Origin of the sequence: Mycobacterium sp. pW045 (assembly GCF_041287085.1) — a bacterium.
GTDB lineage: Bacteria > Actinomycetota > Actinomycetes > Mycobacteriales > Mycobacteriaceae > Mycobacterium > Mycobacterium algericum_A.
The window spans coordinates 39,388-57,363 of record NZ_JBGGKU010000006.1; the positions used below are offsets into that span (position 1 = coordinate 39,388).

General features: G+C 68.2%; 11 protein-coding genes. 6 read left to right on the plus strand and 5 right to left on the minus strand.

Annotation, left to right across the window (positions count from 1 at the left end):
- Positions 1-2: 2 nt before the first annotated feature.
- Positions 3-2,201 carry a glycogen debranching protein GlgX gene (gene glgX, locus ACAG20_RS11140; RefSeq protein ID WP_370492554.1) on the minus strand — a complete coding sequence of 733 codons (2,199 nt, stop codon included), beginning with the start codon at positions 2,199-2,201 and terminating at the stop codon, positions 3-5.
- A gap of 157 nt (positions 2,202-2,358) precedes the next feature.
- On the opposite strand from glgX, the gene malQ reads away from it, so the two are divergent.
- The 3 genes from malQ to ACAG20_RS11155 are packed head-to-tail and all read left to right on the plus strand — an operon-like array spanning position 2,359 to position 7,562.
- Positions 2,359-4,386 carry a 4-alpha-glucanotransferase gene (gene malQ, locus ACAG20_RS11145; protein ID WP_370492555.1) on the plus strand — a complete coding sequence of 676 codons (2,028 nt, stop codon included), beginning with the start codon at positions 2,359-2,361 and terminating at the stop codon, positions 4,384-4,386.
- A gap of 30 nt (positions 4,387-4,416) precedes the next feature.
- A complete protein-coding gene (treS, locus tag ACAG20_RS11150) occupies positions 4,417-6,207 on the plus strand; it encodes a maltose alpha-D-glucosyltransferase (protein ID WP_370492556.1) in 1,791 nt (596 codons plus the stop codon).
- Positions 6,204-7,562 carry a maltokinase gene (locus tag ACAG20_RS11155; RefSeq protein ID WP_370492557.1) on the plus strand — a complete coding sequence of 453 codons (1,359 nt, stop codon included), beginning with the start codon at positions 6,204-6,206 and terminating at the stop codon, positions 7,560-7,562. The genes treS and ACAG20_RS11155 overlap by 4 nt, the downstream gene beginning before the upstream one ends.
- Positions 7,563-7,576: 14 nt before the next feature.
- On the opposite strand, the gene glgB is transcribed toward ACAG20_RS11155, so the two are convergent.
- The 3 genes from glgB to ACAG20_RS11170 are packed head-to-tail and all read right to left on the minus strand — an operon-like array spanning position 7,577 to position 14,047.
- Positions 7,577-9,790 (minus strand): 1,4-alpha-glucan branching protein GlgB, encoded by a 2,214-nt coding sequence (gene glgB, locus ACAG20_RS11160; protein ID WP_370492558.1) that lies wholly within the window; start codon positions 9,788-9,790, stop codon positions 7,577-7,579.
- Between the two features lie 12 nt (positions 9,791-9,802).
- Positions 9,803-11,869, minus strand: a complete 2,067-nt coding sequence (locus tag ACAG20_RS11165; RefSeq protein WP_370492559.1) for an alpha-1,4-glucan--maltose-1-phosphate maltosyltransferase — start codon at positions 11,867-11,869, stop codon at positions 9,803-9,805.
- Between the two features lie 51 nt (positions 11,870-11,920).
- Positions 11,921-14,047: an acyl-CoA dehydrogenase family protein gene (locus ACAG20_RS11170; protein ID WP_370492560.1), complete on the minus strand. Its 2,127-nt coding sequence runs from the start codon at positions 14,045-14,047 to the stop codon at positions 11,921-11,923.
- A 281-nt stretch (positions 14,048-14,328) separates the two neighbouring features.
- On the opposite strand from ACAG20_RS11170, the gene kstR reads away from it, so the two are divergent.
- Genes kstR through ACAG20_RS11185 form a run of 3 tightly spaced genes read left to right on the plus strand, consistent with a single transcriptional unit; the run spans position 14,329 to position 17,109 of the window.
- Positions 14,329-14,934: a cholesterol catabolism transcriptional regulator KstR gene (kstR, locus tag ACAG20_RS11175; RefSeq protein WP_370492754.1), complete on the plus strand. Its 606-nt coding sequence runs from the start codon at positions 14,329-14,331 to the stop codon at positions 14,932-14,934.
- Positions 14,935-14,947: 13 nt separating this feature from the next.
- The gene (locus ACAG20_RS11180) at positions 14,948-15,868 is read left to right on the plus strand and encodes an MBL fold metallo-hydrolase (RefSeq protein ID WP_370492561.1); all 921 of its coding nucleotides are present in this window, start codon (positions 14,948-14,950) and stop codon (positions 15,866-15,868) included.
- Complete coding sequence (locus ACAG20_RS11185) at positions 15,859-17,109, plus strand: ArsB/NhaD family transporter (protein WP_370492562.1); 1,251 nt, start codon at positions 15,859-15,861, stop codon at positions 17,107-17,109. The genes ACAG20_RS11180 and ACAG20_RS11185 overlap by 10 nt, the downstream gene beginning before the upstream one ends.
- Here ACAG20_RS11185 and ACAG20_RS11190 read toward each other — a convergent pair.
- A complete protein-coding gene (locus ACAG20_RS11190) occupies positions 17,106-17,975 on the minus strand; it encodes a glycerophosphodiester phosphodiesterase family protein (protein ID WP_370492563.1) in 870 nt (289 codons plus the stop codon). The genes ACAG20_RS11185 and ACAG20_RS11190 overlap by 4 nt on opposite strands.
- Between the last annotated feature and the right edge of the window lies 1 nt (position 17,976).

Consider the following 17,976-nt stretch of genomic DNA (forward strand, 5'->3'; position numbering starts at 1 on the left):
CCTCAGCGCACTTTCCGCAAGACGAGCAGCGAACGCCCCGCAACGGGCAATGCGGCTGTTGCCGGCACCACCCGTTCATCCGTTGCCGCCGGCTCGGCGGTGTCTAGTTCGACGCTCCATTCCTGTGCGTAATCCGGTCCGGGAACGGCGAATTCGACCTCATCCTGGTGCGCATTGAAGCACAGCAGGAAGGAGTCATCCACGATGCGCTGGCCGCGTACGTCGGGCTCGCGGATCGCCTCACCGTTGAGAAAGACCATGATGCACTTGTCGAATCCGCTGTCCCAGTCGTCCTGGTTCATCTCCTGCCCGGCGGGGGTGAACCACGCGATGTCGCCGACCTCGTCGCCGTGGCGCGCCGGAAGGCCCTCGAAAAAGCGGCGCCGGCGAAACACCGGATGGTCTTTGCGAAGCTGCGTCACCCGGCGGGTGAAGTCCAGCAGATCGGCATTGGTCTGGGCCAGTGACCAGTCCATCCAAGCCAGTTCGGAGTCCTGACAGTAGGCGTTGTTGTTGCCGTGCTGCGTGCGGCCGATTTCGTCACCGTGCGCGATCATCGGCGTGCCTTGCGACAGCATCAGGGTGGCCATGATGTTGCGCATCTGGCGGGCCCGTAGCGCCAGGATGTCCGGGTCGTCGGTGGGGCCTTCGACGCCACAGTTCCACGACCGGTTGTGGCTCTCGCCGTCGGTGTTGTCGTCGCCGTTGGCCTCGTTGTGTTTCTCGTTGTAGGAGACCAGATCGTGCAGGGTGAAGCCGTCGTGGGCGACGACGAAGTTGATACTGGCGCCGGGTCGGCGTCCGGTGGCCTCGTAGAGGTCCGATGAGCCGGTGAGCCGGGAGGCGAACTCGCCCAGCGTCTCCGGCTCACCACGCCAGAAGTCGCGCACGGTGTCTCGGTACTTCCCGTTCCATTCGGTCCACAAGGCCGGAAAGTTGCCGACCTGGTAGCCGCCTTCGCCGACATCCCAGGGTTCGGCGATCAGCTTGACCTGGCTGACCACCGGGTCCTGCTGGATCAGGTCGAAAAACGCTGAAAGGCGGTCGACATCATAGAATTCGCGGGCCAGCGTCGATGCCAGGTCGAAGCGAAAGCCGTCGACGTGCATCTCGGTCACCCAGTAGCGCAGTGAATCCATGATCAGCTGCAGCGCATGCGGGTTGCGCGCATTGAGGCTGTTGCCCGTACCGGTGTAATCCATGTAGCGACTGCGGTCCTCTTCGACGAGCCGGTAGTAGGCGGCGTTGTCGATGCCCCGGAAATTGATGGTCGGGCCGAGATGGTTGCCCTCGGCCGTGTGGTTGTAGACCACGTCGAGGATCACCTCGATACCGGCTTCGTGGAAGGTGCGCACCATGGTCTTGAACTCCGCCACGGCTGCACCCGGCGTCCGGTTCGCCGCATACTGGCTGTGCGGGGCGAAGAAGCCGAAAGTGTTGTAACCCCAGTAGTTTCGCAGGCCCAGCTGCAACAACCGGTCATCGTGCATGAACTGGTGTACCGGCATCAGTTCGACCGCCGTGACGTTGAGTGCCTTGAGGTGCTCGATCACGACCGGGTGGGCCAGACCGGCGTAGGTGCCGCGCAGTTCCTCCGGGATGTCCGGATGGGTCTGTGTCATGCCCTTCACATGGGTCTCGTAGATGATCGTTTCGTGGTAGGGCGTCTTCGGTGGGCGATCGGATGCCCAGTCGAAGTACGGGTTGATCACCACGCTGGTCATGGTGTGGCCCAGCGAATCGACCCTCGGCAGGGTTTCGGCGCTCACCGCTTCGCCGCCGGCCGTCATGTCATAGGAGAACAGCGCCTGTCCGAAGTCGAAGTCCCCGGCGAACGCCCGTCCGTAGGGGTCCAGTAACAGCTTGCTGGAATCACAACGGTGCCCGTCGGCCGGTTCGAACGGCCCGTGCACCCGAAAGCCGTAATGCTGCCCGGGCGAGACCGTCGGCAGGTAGGCGTGCCAGACGTAGCCGTCCACCTCCTCGAGCGGGATGCAGGTCTGCTCGCCGTTCTCGTCGATCAGGCAGAGCTCCACCCGCTCGGCGATTTCGGAGAACAGCGCGAAGTTGGTGCCACCGCCGTCGTAGCCGGCTCCGAGCGGGGCGCTGCTGCCGGGCCAGACGGTCGGTGACACCGGTGGTTTCTCGGCTGCTTCCGTGACTGCGCTGACCTTCCTCTCCGAATTTCGGGTAATGCCCATATTCACTCAATCTGGTCAGGCCGTCCGTTTCCGCGACACTCGGTCGTGGCTACCCGCCTGCCGGATGGCCAAACTCTCGTCGGCTACGACACTACGGTCATCGCGCGGTCCTCGCTGATCTTGTTGAAAGGTTCCGGCTGCGGGTATAGCCGTTGTCGTGGTGCCTGATGACCTGCGCCGGCTGGCGGCCGCGCACGGCGTGGCGAGCTGCTATCGCAATGAGCGGCGGGAGCTGGTGCAGGTCGACGCCGACGTGGTGATCCGGATACTTCGGCTGCTCGACGTCGAAGCGGGCGACGAAACCGAGCGACGTCGCGAGTTGGCCCGACTGAACCAGCCCGATCGCGCCGGCGCCGCGCCGCCCACGGTGGCGGTGCGGGTGACCGGGCGTGCGCAGCCGCTTCCCGGGGCCACCCAGCTGGTGAGTGAGGACGGCGAACGCCGGACGGTGCGCGACGAACTGCCCGCCGATCTGCCGCCCGGTTGGTATGAGCTTGCGCTGCGCGATGGTCGGCAGGTCACACTGGTCGCCGCTCCCCCGCGGGCGCCGGCGGCCCCGGCCACCTGGGGATGGATGCTGCAGCTCTACGCGGTGCGGTCCGCCCGTTCGTGGGGTATCGGCGACCTGTCGGACCTGCGGGACTGGGTGTGCTGGACGGCCGGCGAGCACGGCGCCGGAGCGGTGTTGCTCAACCCGCTGCACGCCCCGGGCCCTACCCATCCGGTGCAGCCTTCGCCGTACACGCCGTCGAGCCGGCAGTTCGCCAATCCGCTGGCGCTGTGCATCCCCGACCTCGCGGTCTATCACCGCGCCGACCCGGACACCCGGGCGGAGGTCGATGCGCTGCGGGTTGCTGCCGACACGGCGCGGATCGACTACGACCTGGTCTGGGCGGCCAAACGGGCCGCCCTGGAGTCGCTCTGGCGCGCCGACGGCCGCCCGTCCCCGCTGGACGAGTCGCCCGGCAACACCGCGTTGCGCGACTGGGCGACGTACTGTGCGCTGGCCGAGCGCCACGGCGGCAGGTGGACGAGGTGGCCGGCGTCGCTGCACGATGCGGCCGGGCCCGCGGTGGCGGCCGCACGTCGGGAGCTCGCACCGAGGATCGCGTTTCACGCCTGGGTGCAACAGCGCTGCGAGGAACAACTGGCGGCGGTGCAGCGCGCCGCAACGGACTCGGGCATGGCGCTGGGGGTACTGCACGACTTGCCCGTCGGCGTGGACGCCGACGGCGCCGATGCCTGGGCACTGGCCGACCTGCTGGCCGGTGCGGCCAGCATCGGGGCGCCCCCGGACACGTTCAGCCCGCACGGTCAGGACTGGCGGCTACCGCCGTGGCGACCGGACCGGTTGGCCGCCACCGGCTACACCGCGGTGCGCGACATGCTGCGTGCCGTACTCGCCCACGCCGACGGGGTGCGCATCGATCACGTCGCCGGCCTGTGGCGGCTGTGGTGGATCCTGCCCGGAGAAAGCCCGGACCGCGGCACCTACGTCCACTACGACGCCGACGTCATGCTGGCGGTGCTGGCGCTGGAAGCCCATCGCGCCGATGCTGTTGTCATCGGCGAGGATCTGGGCACCGTCGAACCGGAGGTCACCCGGACGCTGGCCGGCAACGACATGCTGGGCTGCGCGGTCTCTTGGTTCACCCGCGACGAATCGGCACCCGGCCAGCCGCTGCTGCCACCGGCGAAGTGGCCGGCGCAGGTGGCCGCCAGTATCTCCACCCACGACCTGCCCACCGCGGCCGGATTCCTGCGTGCCGAGCACGTCCGGGCCCGCGCCGAGCGGGGCCTGCTCGACGACGCGGCGGCCGCCCAAGCCGCAGCCGAGCGCGAACGAGCCGAGTGGCTGGCGCTGCTGCGCTCCGAAGGGCTGCTTTCGCCCGGCACCGAAAACGGCCAGACCGCGGACGAAGCCGAGATCATCGACGCCATGCACCGCTTGCTGGCCGCCACCCCGAGCCGGCTGAAACTCATCTCCCCCTATGACGTATTGGCCGACCCCCGCCAGCCCAACCTGCCCGGCACCGTCGATGAATACCCGAACTGGCGGCTGCCGCTGCGCGAGTCTTTCGAACAGCTGCGCACCGATCCGAGAGTCGCCCGGACCACGGCATCGTTCTCACCGGGTGGCGAGTCGAAGCCCGGCGACGTTCACGATCCCCCCGATGGCAGGTAATCGCGGCGCGAATCGGGTACATGTCGAAATATGGCCACCGACGTTGACGACGAGTTCGGTCAGGATCTCCCAGACCCGGCAGCGGGCAGCCATGTCGAACACGGCCTGGTGGAGCATCCGACCGCCGATGATTTCGGTGATGCCGCGGCACTGCCTGCCGACCCCGTCTGGTTCAAGCGTGCGGTGTTCTACGAGGTGCTGGTTCGGGCGTTCTACGACTCCAACGGCGATGGCATCGGTGACCTGCGCGGCCTGACCGAGCGATTGGACTACCTGCAGTGGCTCGGCGTCGACTGCCTGTGGCTGCCACCGTTCTACGATTCACCGTTGCGCGACGGTGGTTATGACATCCGCGACTTCTACAAGGTGTTGCCGGAGTTCGGCACCGTCGATGACTTCGTCGAACTGCTCGACGCGGCACACCGGCGCGGCATCCGGGTCATCACCGACCTGGTGATGAACCACACCTCCGACAGCCACCCCTGGTTTCAGCAGTCGCGGCATGACCCGGGCGGCCCCCACGGCGACTTCTACGTGTGGAGTGACACCAGCGAACGGTACGCGGACGCCCGAATCATCTTCGTCGACACCGAGGAGTCCAACTGGACATTCGACGCGGTGCGCAAGCAGTTCTACTGGCACCGGTTCTTCTCCCACCAGCCCGACCTGAACTATGAGAACCCGGCGGTACAGGAAGCGATGATCGACGTGCTGCGGTTCTGGCTGAACCTCGGCATCGACGGCTTCCGGCTGGACGCGGTGCCCTACCTGTTCGAACGGGAGGGCACCAACTGCGAAAACCTCCCCGAGACACACGCCTTCCTGAAACGTTGCCGCAAGGTGGTCGACGAGGAGTTCCCCGGCCGGGTGCTGCTGGCCGAGGCGAATCAATGGCCCAGTGACGTCGTCGAATATTTCGGTGATCCCGAGACCGGCGGCGACGAGTGCCACATGGCCTTCCATTTCCCATTGATGCCACGCATTTTCATGGCGGTGCGCCGTGAATCGCGCTTTCCGATCTCGGAGATCCTGGCCCAGACACCACCGATCCCGCAGCTGGCGCAGTGGGGCATCTTCCTGCGCAACCACGACGAGTTGACGCTGGAGATGGTCACCGACGACGAGCGCGACTACATGTACGCCGAATACGCGAAAGACCCCAGGATGAAGGCGAATGTGGGGATCCGGCGGCGACTGGCACCACTGCTGGACAACGACCGCAACCAGATCCAGCTGTTCACCGCCTTGTTGCTGTCGCTGCCCGGCTCACCCATCCTCTACTACGGCGACGAGATCGGAATGGGCGACATCATCTGGCTGGGTGACCGCGACGCGGTGCGCACCCCGATGCAGTGGACCCCCGACCGCAATGCCGGTTTCTCCACCGCCAATCCCGGCCGGCTCTACCTGCCGCCCATTCAGGACGCGGTCTACGGCCATCAGTCGGTCAACGTCGAAGCGCAACGCGACACCTCCACGTCATTGCTGAACTGGACTCGCACCATGCTCGCCATCCGGCGCCGGTACGACGCATTCGCCCTCGGCGGGTTCCGGGAACTAGGCGGCTCCAATCCGTCGGTGCTGGCCTATGTGCGCGAGTTGTCCGGCGACGAGGGCCACACGGTGCTGTGCGTCAACAACCTGTCGCGGTTTCCCCAGCCGATCGAACTGAATCTGCAGCACTGGGATGGCCGTACGCCGGTGGAGCTGACCGGGTCCGTGGAGTTCCCGGCGATCGGAAAACTCCCGTATCTGCTCACGCTGCCCGGGCACGGCTTCTACTGGTTTCAACTGTGCGAGCCGAAGGAGGACATGTCATGACCGGTGGCACCGGCGAGCCGGCGGGACTGCCGTGGGCGGAATGGCTGCCGACCCGACGCTGGTACGCGGGGCGTAATCGGGAGCTGGCCGTAGCCGAGCCCGCCCTGGTGGTGGCGATGGGCGACGGACTGGATCTGGTATTGCTCGACGTCGCCTACACCGACGGTGCCGGCGAGCGCTACCAGGTGATGGTCAGCTGGGACGTGGAGCTGGCACCGGAGTACGCCCAGATCGCGATGATCGGAACCTATCGGGGACACACCGCCTACGACGCGTTGTACGACGCTGCAGCAGTCAGGGTGCTGTTGTCGCTGATCGCCTCGTCGGCCACCCGTGGCGAGGTGACGTTCACCCCCCAGGAGGGGGTGTCGCTGCCCGTCCGGGCGGACTCTCGCGTATCGGAGGCCGAGCAGAGCAACACCAGCGTGATCATCGAGGAAGAAGTGGTCCTCAAGGTGTTCCGGCGGTTGAAGGACGGCATCAATCCCGACATCGAGTTGAACGCGGCGCTGGGCCGGGCAGCCAATCCGCACGTGCCGCGATTATTGGGCTGCTATCAGATCGAGTTGCCCGGCGAGTCCGGTGCAGTGCCCTACACATTGGGCATGATCAGCGAGTACGCGATGAACTCGGCCGAGGGCTGGGCGATGGCCACCGCCAGTGTGCGCGACCTCTTCGCCGAAGCGGATCTGTACGCCCACGAAGTGGGCGGCGACTTCGCCGGCGAATCGTACCGGCTCGGTGAGGCCGTCGCCTCGGTGCACCGAACGCTGGCCGACAGCTTGGGCACCTCGCAAGCGGAGTTTCCGGCGGCGGCCTTGCTGTCGCGATTGTCGGAGACGGCGGAGCTGGTGCCCGAAGTGCGCCCGCACGTCGCAGCCATCGAACAGCGCTTCCAGGCCCTGGCCGGACAGCCGATCACGGTGCAGCGGGTCCACGGTGACCTGCATCTGGGCCAGGTGCTGCGCACCCCCAATGGTTGGCTGCTCATCGATTTCGAGGGCGAACCCGGCGCCCCGCTGTCGCAACGGCGGCGGCCGGACTCGCCGCTGCGGGATGTCGCCGGTGTGCTGCGGTCCTACGACTACGCCGCCTACGGGAAATTGGCCGACCTGTCGCGCGACGGGCAGGACCGGCAACTGGCCACCCGCGCCCGCGAATGGCTGGATCGCTGCCGCACCGCCTTCTGCGAAGGGTACGGAGCGGAATCGGGTGCCGATCCGCGGGATTCACCGGCGCTGCTCGCCGCCTATGAGGTCGACAAGGCGGTCTATGAGGCCGGCTACGAGGCCCGGCACCGGCCCGGCTGGCTGCCGATTCCGCTGCGGGCGCTGGCCCGGCTGACCCAGCAGTGATCATCAGCCCCGCATCACTCGCAGGGCTCCAACCACAGCGCCGACAGTGGTGGCAGCACCAGCACGGCCGACGCCGGGCGGCCGTGGCGGGGCTCGTCAACAGCGTCCACCCCACCGAGGTTGCCGGCGCCGCCGCCGTGGTAATCGACGGCATCGGTGTTGAGCACCTCTCGCCACCGGCCGGCGCTCGGTAGCCCGAGATGGTAGTCGGTGTGCGCGACACCGGAGAAGTTGAACACGGCGGCCAGCACCGATCCGTCCGTTGCGTAGCGCAAGAAGCTCAGCACGTTGTTGGCGGAGTCGTTCGCGTCGATCCAGGAGTAGCCGGCCGGGTTGATGTCTTCGCTCCACAACGCGGGATGGCTCCGGTAAACGGCATTGAGATCTTTTGTCAGGCGGAGGATTCCGGCGGAGAAGCCGCCATCCTGCCGTTCCGGGTCGAGCTGAAACCAGTCCAGCCCCCGTTCCTCGGACCATTCGGCGTGCTGGCCGAATTCCTGGCCCATGAACAGCAACTGCTTGCCCGGGTGCGCCCACTGGTAGGCCAGCAGCGTGCGCACCCCGGCGGCCTTGGCGTGGTCGTCTCCGGGCATCCGGGTCCACAGCGTCCCCTTGCCGTGCACCACTTCGTCGTGGCTGATCGGCAGCACGAAGTTCTCGCTGTAGGCATACAGCATCGAGAACGTCATCTCATGGTGGTGATAGGAGCGGTGCACCGGGTCGTGACCGAGGTAGGCCAGCGTGTCGTGCATCCAGCCCATGTTCCACTTCATCGAAAACCCCAGGCCGCCAAGGCTGGTATCGCGGGTGACACCGGGCCAGGAGGTCGATTCCTCGGCGATGGTCACGATTCCGGGTGCCACCCGGTGCGCGGTCGCGTTGAGCTCCTGCAGGAACTGCACCGCCTCCAGGTTCTCCCGGCCGCCGTGGATGTTGGGGGTCCAGCCGCCCTCAGGACGGGAGTAATCCAGATACAGCATCGACGCCACGGCATCGACGCGCAGCCCGTCGACGTGGAACTCGGTCAGCCAGTACAGCGCGTTGGCCACCAGGAAGTTGCGCACCTCCGGACGACCGAAGTCGAACACGTAGGTGCCCCAGTCGAGTTGTTCACCGCGGCGCGGGTCGGCGTGCTCGTAGAGCGGGGTGCCGTCGAAACGGCCCAGCGCCCACGCGTCTTTGGGGAAGTGCGCCGGCACCCAGTCGACGATGACGCCGATGCCGGCGCGGTGCAGCGCGTCGACCAGCGCCCGGAAATCATCGGGTGTGCCGAAGCGCGCCGTCGGCGCGTAGTACGAGGTGACCTGATACCCCCAGGACCCGCCGAACGGATGCTCGGCGACCGGCAGCAACTCGACATGGGTGAAACCGTGCTGCACCACGTATTCGGTCAGCTCCACCGCGAGCTGGCGATAACTCAGGCCGGGACGCCACGACCCGAGGTGCACCTCGTAGATGCTCATCGCTTCCAGTGCCGGATTCCCCGCGGGGCGCCGGCTCATCCAATCGTCGTCGTGCCAGGTATGATCGCTGGTGGTCACCCGGGAGGCGGTCTGCGGCGGGACTTCGGCGGAGAACGCCATCGGGTCGGCGCGTTCGGTGACGACGTCGTCGGCGCCGTGAATCCGGAACTTGTACAGGCCGCCGATCGGAAAGCCCGGCCAGAACAGCTCCCACACGCCCGAAGAGCCGAGGGCCCGCATCGGTGCGCCGATGCCCTCCCAACCGGTGACGTCACTGATCAGGCCCACCCCCCTGGCGTTGGGCGCCCACACCGCGAACGACACCCCGGTCACGGTGCCGTCTGCGGTGGTGAACGCGCGGGGATGAGCGCCGAGCACGTCCCACAGCCGTTCGTGTCTTCCCTCGGCGAACAGGTGCAGGTCAACCTCGCCCAGCGTCGGCAGGAAACGATATCCGTCGGCCACGGTCTGCGGTTCCGCGGCGCCGGGATAGTCGATCAGCAACCGGTAGTCGATCAAGTCGGCGAACGGCAACGTCGCGGCGAACAGCCCTTCGGCCACCTGCTTCATCGACAACCGGTCACCGCCCACCAGGACGGTCACCGCGGCAGCGCCCGGCCGCAGCGTTCGGATCACCGTGCGTTCACCGTCGTCGTGGGCGCCGAGGATGGCGTGCGGATCGTGGTACACACCGGACAGCAACCGGTTGATGTCGTCGGGATTCACCGCCAGTCGGCCGGCGGACGTGTGTTTGCTTCGGGTCATCGGGCCTTCCCCTCACTCAAGGCCGGCTCGCACGCCGGCGCCCATCACCGGCATGTTGACGATATGGGCGACCGCGCGGCCCGGGTCGAGTCGTACGTAATTCTGCTGTCCCCATTGGTATTCCTCCCCGCTGATCTCGTCACGCACCCAGAAACGCTGGTAGGACTGCATTCCCAACGCCGCCATGTCCAGCGACAGCGTCGCCTCCTCGGCGGCGAACGCGTTCAGCGTCACCACGACCAGCACCGTGTCGCCGCTCACCGGATCGAACTTGCTGTATGCCAACAGCGCATCGTTGTCGACATGGTGGAAGTGCAGGGTTCGTAGTTGCTGCAGCGCGGGATGACTGCGGCGAATGGCGTTGAGTCGCGCGATGAACGGTTCTAGCGATCGGCCCTGCTCCAAGGCGGTGGCGAAATCGCGTGGCCGCAACTCGTATTTCTCCGAGTGAAGGTATTCTTCGCTTCCTTCACGCAGGGCTCGGTGTTCGAACAACTCATAACCGGAGTACACCCCCCACGACGGGCCCATCGTCGCCGCCAGCACCGCCCGGATCGCGAACATGCCGGGACCGTGGTGTTGCAGGCTGGCGTGCAGGATGTCCGGTGTGTTGACGAATAGGTTCGGACGGCGGAAATCCGCGAGTTCGGCGATCTCGTCGCCGAATTCGACGAGCTCGGCCTTGGACGTGCGCCAGGTGAAGTAGGTGTAGGACTGCGTGAAACCGAGTTTGGCCAGGCCGTACTGGCGTGCCGGCGGGGTGAACGCCTCGGACAAGAACACCACGTCCGGATCGGCGGCCTTCACCTTCGCGATCAGCCACGCCCAGAAGTCGGGCGGCTTGGTGTGCGGATTGTCGACCCGAAACACCTTGACTCCGTGCTTGATCCAGTGCTGCACCACCCGAAGCACCTCGGCGTACAAGCCGGCCGGATCGTTGTCGAAGTTCAGTGGGTAGATGTCCTGGTATTTCTTCGGGGGGTTCTCGGCGTAGGCGATCGTGCCGTCGGGCAGTTCGGTGAACCACTGGCGATGACGGCGAACCCACGGGTGATCGGGCGCGCACTGCAACGCCAGGTCGAGGGCCACCTCCAAACCGAGCTCGCGTGCCCGGGCGACGAAGCGGTCGAAATCATCGAGCGACCCCAGGGCGGGGTGCACCGCGTCGTGACCACCCTCGTCACTGCCGATCGCCCACGGTGAACCGACGTCACCCGACTCGGCGACAGCGCTGTTGTCACGGCCCTTCCGGTGAATCTTTCCGATCGGGTGGATCGGCGGCAGGTACACCACGTCGAACCCCATCCCGGCGATGCGCGGCAGCGCTGCTGCCGCGGTGGCCAGCGTGCCGTGCACCGGGTTTCCTGCCGAGTCCCAGCCGCCGGTGGAGCGCGGGAAGATCTCATACCAGGCGCTGAAGCGGGCCAGCGGCCGATCCACCCAGACCAGCTGCTGGCGTCCCCGGGTGAGCAGGTCACGCAGCGGATAGCGGCCGAGCAGCTCGGCGACGTCGTCCGACAACGCCGACGCCGACCGGGTCAGCGGATCGCCGGGGTCGCGTAACGCGGCGGCGGCGACCGACAGCGGCCGGCGGCTGCCGACCGGTACCGTCGCGGCGGCACGGTCGAACAACTCGGCGCCGATCAACAGATCGTTGGACAACTCGGCTTCGCCCTGGCCGGCGTCGAGCTTCGCCAGCACCGCGTCGCGCCAGCTGCGGATCGAATCGGTCCAGCCGTCGACCCGAAACGACCACAACCCGATCTGGTCGGGAACGAACTGACCATGAAAAACGTAGGGTTGCGCACCGGCCGTCATCGCTACCAGCAGTGGCTCGGTTCGCGGGCATGCGGCACGGCCCTCCGGGGCCTCCTGGTCCAGCCCGCGCGGACCCGGGGGTGCCGGGTAGTCGCGACCGAGGTAGCTCACCACCAAGGTCGCCGCGACAGCATCGTGTCCGTCGCGCCAGACGGCGGCCTCGACCGGTACCACCTCGCCCACCACGGCTTTGGCGGGATACCTGCCGCAGGACACAACCGGCGTAACGCCATCGACCTCGATTCGGCCCGGCACCACCACTCCGTTCGTCGGCTGCGTTTCCGACAGGGGGGTACCCGCAGTGCCGGGAAGCTACCCGCGCGGCAGCCCCAGCAGCCGTTCAGCGGCCAGCGTCAGCAGGATCTGTTCGGTGCCGCCGGCGATCGAGAGGCAGCGGGTGTTGAGGAAGTCGTGCACCGGGCGCCCGGCCACGGCGCCGGCCCCGTCGGCCACCTCCATCCGGTACTCGGCCAGGTCTTGGCGGTAGCGCACCCCGATCAGCTTGCGGACCGAGGACTCCGAGCCGGGATCCTGGCCGCCGACGGCAAGCTGCGCAATGCGCTGATCCAGCAACGAACCCGCCTGGGCGGCGATGATCAGCCGAGCCAGCCGGTCGGCGGTGGCGGTATCCGGTTCCCGATCGTGCTGCCCGCCGAACAGGGCTTTCAGCAGTTCCTCCATCGGGTTGCCCAGCGCGGTGCCACCGGCGATCGCGACCCGCTCGTTGGCCAGCGTGGTGCGGGCCAGCCGCCAGCCGTCGTTGACGCCGCCGACCACCATCTCGTCGGGCACGAACACGTCGTCGAGGAAGACCTCGTTGAACAGCGCATCACCGGTGATCTCGCGCAGCGGCCGGATGTCGATGCCCTCGGCGGACATGTCGAGCAGGAAATAGGTGATGCCTTTATGTTTCGGCGCGTCGGCGTCGGTGCGGGCCAGGCAGATGCCCCACTGCGAGTCGTCCGCCCGCGAGGTCCACACCTTCTGCCCGGTCAGTCGCCAGCCGCCGTCGACCTTGACCGCCTTGGTTCGCAGCGCCGCCAGATCCGAGCCGGCGCCCGGCTCGGAGAACAGCTGGCACCAGAACACCTCGCCGGTCAGGGTGGCCGGGATGAAGCGCTCGATCTGTTCGGGCGTGCCGTGCTCGAGGATGGTCGGCGCCGCCCACCACCCGATCACCAGGTCGGGGCGCGCGACACCGGCCGCGGCCAGCTCCTGGTCGATCACCAGCTGCTCGGCGGGGCCGGCGGCGCGGCCGTAGGGGGCCGGCCAGTGCGGCGCCAACAGGCCCGATTCGGCGAGCGCCACCTGGCGCTGCTCCTCGGGTAGCGCGGCGATCCGGGCCGCCGCCTCGGCGATCTCGGGCCGGATGTCGCTCGCCGTGTCGTCGAGGTCGACCTCCAGCCGGCGCCGCACCCCGGCCCGGGTCAGCGCGGTGGTACGGCGCAGCCAGCGCTCCTGTCCGCCCAGCGCCTGGCCGATGCCGTAGGCCCGACGCAGGTACAAGTGGGCGTCGTGTTCCCAGGTGATGCCGATGCCGCCGAGCACCTGGATGCAGTCCTTGGCGTTGGCCTTGGCGGCATCGATGCAGATCGCGGCGGCCACCGCGGCGGCGATTGCGAACTGCTGCTGATCGGAGTCCGAGGCGGCGCGAGCCGCGTCGGCCGCCGCCACCGCCGCCTGTTCGGCACGGCACAGCATCTCGGCGCACAGGTGTTTGACGGCCTGGAAGCTGCCGATCGGCTTGCCGAACTGCTCACGGACCTTCGCATAGGCGACGGCGGTGTCCAGTGCCCAGCGAGCGACACCGGCCGCCTCGGCGGACAGCACCGTGACCGCCAGGTTCTCCACGCGGCCGCCCGACTCCAGAATTACGGCCGGCGCGTCCGACAACGTCACCTTCGCCAGCGGTCGGGAGAAGTCGGTCGCGATCAGCGGCTCGACAGCGACCCCGTCGGCCCGGGAATCCACCAGCACCCAGTCCTGCCCGACCGGCAGCACCAGCAGCGCGTCAGCGGTCGCTCCCAGCACCCACTCGGCGGTACCGGAGACCTTCCCGGCCGCGGCGTCGAAGTGCAGGTCGGCGTCGATCGCAACCCCGGCGACCCGCTCACCGACTGCCAGGGCTTCGGTCAGTTGCGGATCGGCGACCACCAGGGTGGCCAGCGCGGTGGTCGCCACCGGACCTGGCACCAGCGCCTTGGCGGCCTCGTCGACCATCGCGCACAGGTCTTCGAGCCGGCCGCCGGCGCCCCCGCACTCCTCGGGGACGGCCACCCCGAACAGACCCAACTCGGCCAGCCGGGCGAAAACCGGTTTCCAGGCGTCGGTTTCGCCGAGTTCCACGGCGCGAATCGCCTCCGCGGTGCCCGCTGCGGCGGCCCAGTCACGGACCAGCTCGCGGGCGGCAAGCTGTTCGTCGTCGATGGTCAGGGACACGCTGGACTCCTCGGGGTCATGGCGGTATGGAATTTCCGTGGCGAGAAGACCACCACGCTCACTAGAACGTGTTCTAATAGTGCCAGCGTCCGAACGTCAAGTCGAACCCTTGTGGCAGGACACGTCACGTCCCGCCGGTGTTGGGAGTCAGAGATTCAGCTACCCGATGCGTATCGTTACTGGCGAGTAGGCCAACTGAAGGAGCTGCCCCTCTCATGTCGTCACCAGCCGACAGCAACCCGGGCCGCGGAGCCGGCACCCAGCCCCGCGAGGTCACCAGCGTGGCCGTGCTGACCGAGTCCGACCTCGGTTCCGAGGCGCAGCGGGAACGGCGCAAGCGCATCCTGGACGCCACGCTGGCGATCGCCTCCAAGGGCGGCTACGACGCGGTGCAGATGCGTGCGGTCGCCGACCGCGCCGACGTCGCCGTAGGCACCCTCTACCGGTACTTCCCGTCGAAGGTCCACCTGCTGGTCTCGGCGATGGGCAGGGAGATCGCACGGGTCGAGACCAAGCCCGACCCGGCCACCTACGCCGAAACAACCCGGCATCAGCGGCTCAACCTCGTGGTCAACAAACTCAACCGCGCCATGCAGCGCAACCCGCTGCTCACCGAGGCCATGACCCGGGCATACGTCTTCGCCGACGCGTCGGCCGCCGGTGAGGTCGACCACGTCCAGAAGCTGATCGACTCGATGTTCGCCGAGGCGATGAGCGACGGCGAGCCGACCGAGGAGCAGTACCACATCTCGCGGGTCATCTCCGATGTGTGGCTGTCCAACCTGCTCGCCTGGCTGACCCGGCGGGCGTCTGCGACCGACTTCACCACGCGACTGGACCTGGCGGTGCGGTTGCTGATCGGCGACGACGACAGCCCCAAGGTCTGACCCGGCCCCGCCGATGCGTCTCAAAGTCGGCCGCCCCGACATCGGCAGGTACGCGCACCGGTTCACCGTCCCGGCCGCGGCGCCGGACGCACCGCTGTGGGTGACGTGGCTCGGCGTGACCAGCATGCTGATCGACGACGGGTCGTCGGCGCTGATGACCGACGGCTACTTCTCGCGTCCGGGTCTGACCCGGGTGGCATTGCGCAAGGTGTCGCCGTCGGCCGCTCGCATCGACGGCTGCCTGGCCCGGGCCGGGGCGCGGGAGCTGGCCGCAGTGATCCCCCTGCACACCCACATCGATCACGCGCTGGACTCGGCGGTGGTAGCCGAACGCACCGGTGCAGCACTGGTGGGTGGCCTCTCGGCCGCCAATATCGGCCGCGGCCAAGGGCTCTCGGACGATCGGTTGATCGTCGCCGTTGCGGGGGCACCCATCACGCTGGGCGCCTACGACGTCACCCTGGTCGAGTCACGGCACTGCCCGCCGGACCGCTTCCCCGGGGTCATCACCACCGCGGTGGTCCCGCCGGTCAAGGCGTCGGCCTACAAGTGCGGTGAGGCGTGGTCGGCGCTGGTGACCCACCGGCCCTCGGGGCGGGGCCTGCTGATCGTCGGCAGCGCCGGGTTCGTTCCCGGCGCGCTGGCCGGGCACCGCGCCGAGGTGGTGTACCTGGGTGTGGGCCAACTCGGTTTGCAACCGCGCCAGTACCTCGTCGACTACTGGTCGGAGACGGTGCGCACCGTCGGTGCGAAGACGGTCGTGTTGACCCACTGGGACGATTTCTTCCGGCCACTGTCAAAGCCGTTGCGCGCGTTGCCCTACGCCGGCGACGATCTGGATTTCTCGATGCGGATCCTGTGTGAGCTGGCCGAGGCCGACGGCGTCGCGCTGCACCTTCCCACGGTGTGGCGGCGCGAAGACCCGTGGCGCTGAATCCGATACTCGCACTGCTGCTGCTCGTTGTGGTGCTGGGCTTCGCGGTGGCCCGGCCGCGGGGCTGGCCGGAACTGTTCGCGGCCGTGCCGGCCGCGGCCATCCTGATTGCGACCGGGGCGATCTCGGTGCACGACGCGGCAGCCGAAGTCGCCACGCTGCTGCACGTCGTCGCGTTTTTGGGTGCGGTGCTGGTGCTGGCACAACTCTGCGACGACGAGGGGCTGTTCGAGGCGGCCGGGGCGGCGATGGCCCGCGCCGATGTCGGGCCGCCGCAGCACCTGCTGCGCCGGGTCTTCGTCATCGCGGCCTGCCTGACCGCGGTATTGAGCCTGGACGCGACGGTGGTGCTGCTGACCCCGGTGGTGTTGACGATGGTCCGGCGCCGCCGCGCGCCGATGCGCCCGCACGCCTACGCGACCGCGCATCTGGCCAACACGGCGTCCCTGCTGCTGCCGGTGTCCAACCTGACCAACCTGCTGGCCTTCCAGGCGACCGGCCTGTCGTTCGTGCGGTTCACCGCGCTGATGGCGGCGCCGTGGCTCGTTGCGACGGCGGTCGTCTACCTGATCTTCAGGTGGTTCTTCCGCGCCGATCTGCGCGCGACGCCGGAGCATCTGCGGGCCGGCCCGCCACCACCGGTCCCGGTGTTCGCGTTGGTGGTGCTGGGCTTGACGCTGGCCGGTTTCGTGGTCGCCGAGACGTTCGGCGTGGCGCCGGCGTGGGCGGCGGTGGCCGGCGCCACTGTGCTGGCCGGACGCGGCCTGGTGCTGCGGCGCAGCACCCCCGCCGGCATCCTGCGGGCCGCCAACGCGGGCTTTCTGGTGTTCGTGCTGGCCCTCGGTGTGGTGGTACGCGCCGTCGTGGACAACGGTCTGGGCGACCGGATGAGTGCGCTGCTGCCGGCGGGCGCTGGGCTCGCCGCGCTGCTCGGCGTGGCGGCGGTGGCCGCGATACTGGCCAACCTGGTCAACAACCTGCCCGCCACGCTGGTGTTGGCGCCACTGGTGGCACCCGCCGGCCCGGTGGCGGTGCTGGCGGTGCTGATCGGGGTCAACATCGGCCCCAACCTGACCTATGCCGGCTCATTGTCGAACCTGTTGTGGCGCCGGGTGCTGCGCCGCTATGGCGTCCGGGCCGGTGTCGGCGAGTACACCCGGCTGGGGCTGTGCACGGTTCCGCCGACCCTGCTGGCCGCGGTGCTGGCGCTGTGGGCCGGTGCGCGGCTGCTGGGCGCCTAGCCGGTCGCAGGCGGCAGCGGCATACCGGACTCGGCCAGCACCTCACGTGCCCGACTCGGGTAGTCGGTGATGAACCCGTCGACCCCCGCGGCGATCTGCTCGCGCATCGCGTCGGCATCGTTGACGGTCCACGGAATGACCCTGAGCCCGGCGGCATGGGCGCGCTCGACGAAGGCCCGGTCGACGATCCGATGCTCCGGGGCCACCACGTCGGCACCGACGGCCGCGGCGCCGGTGATCGGGTCCGGTCCCCGTTCCCACAGCGCGACAAGCGGAATGGCCGGCTCGGCGGCGCGCACCAGCGACAGGGTGCGCCAGTCGAAGCTCTGGATCTCGACGGCGTCGAGCTTGTCACCGGCCCGCACCGCCGCCAGGATCACCTCGACGATCTGCCGCTGGTTGCCGCCGTCGACCTTGGTCTCGATGTTGTAGCGCACGTCGGAGCGGTAGGAGTCGGCCAGGGCGAAGACCTCGGGAAGCGTCGCGATCACGTTGCCGCGCACCACTTCCGCATCAGGGAACTCCGGCAGCGGTTGACCGCAGTCCAGGGTGCGCAGTTGGGCCAAGGTGAGGTCGGCCACCCGCTTGCCCAGGTACGGATAGTCGGGGTCTTTGGTGACGACCGGACCGGTATCGGCGCACTTGGCGGGCTCGATCACCCGATCGTGCCAGACCAGCGGCTGGGCATCCCGGGTCAGCACGATATCCAGTTCCAGTGTGGTGACCCCAGCTTCGATCGCCTTGGCGAACGCGCGCAGCGACTCCTCGGTGGTCTCGCCGCGCCCGCCGCGATGCGCCTGCAGATCGAAACTCGCCGGCTGCGCCGCGACCGGGGATCCGGCAAGCACCGCAGCCGCAGCCGCCATC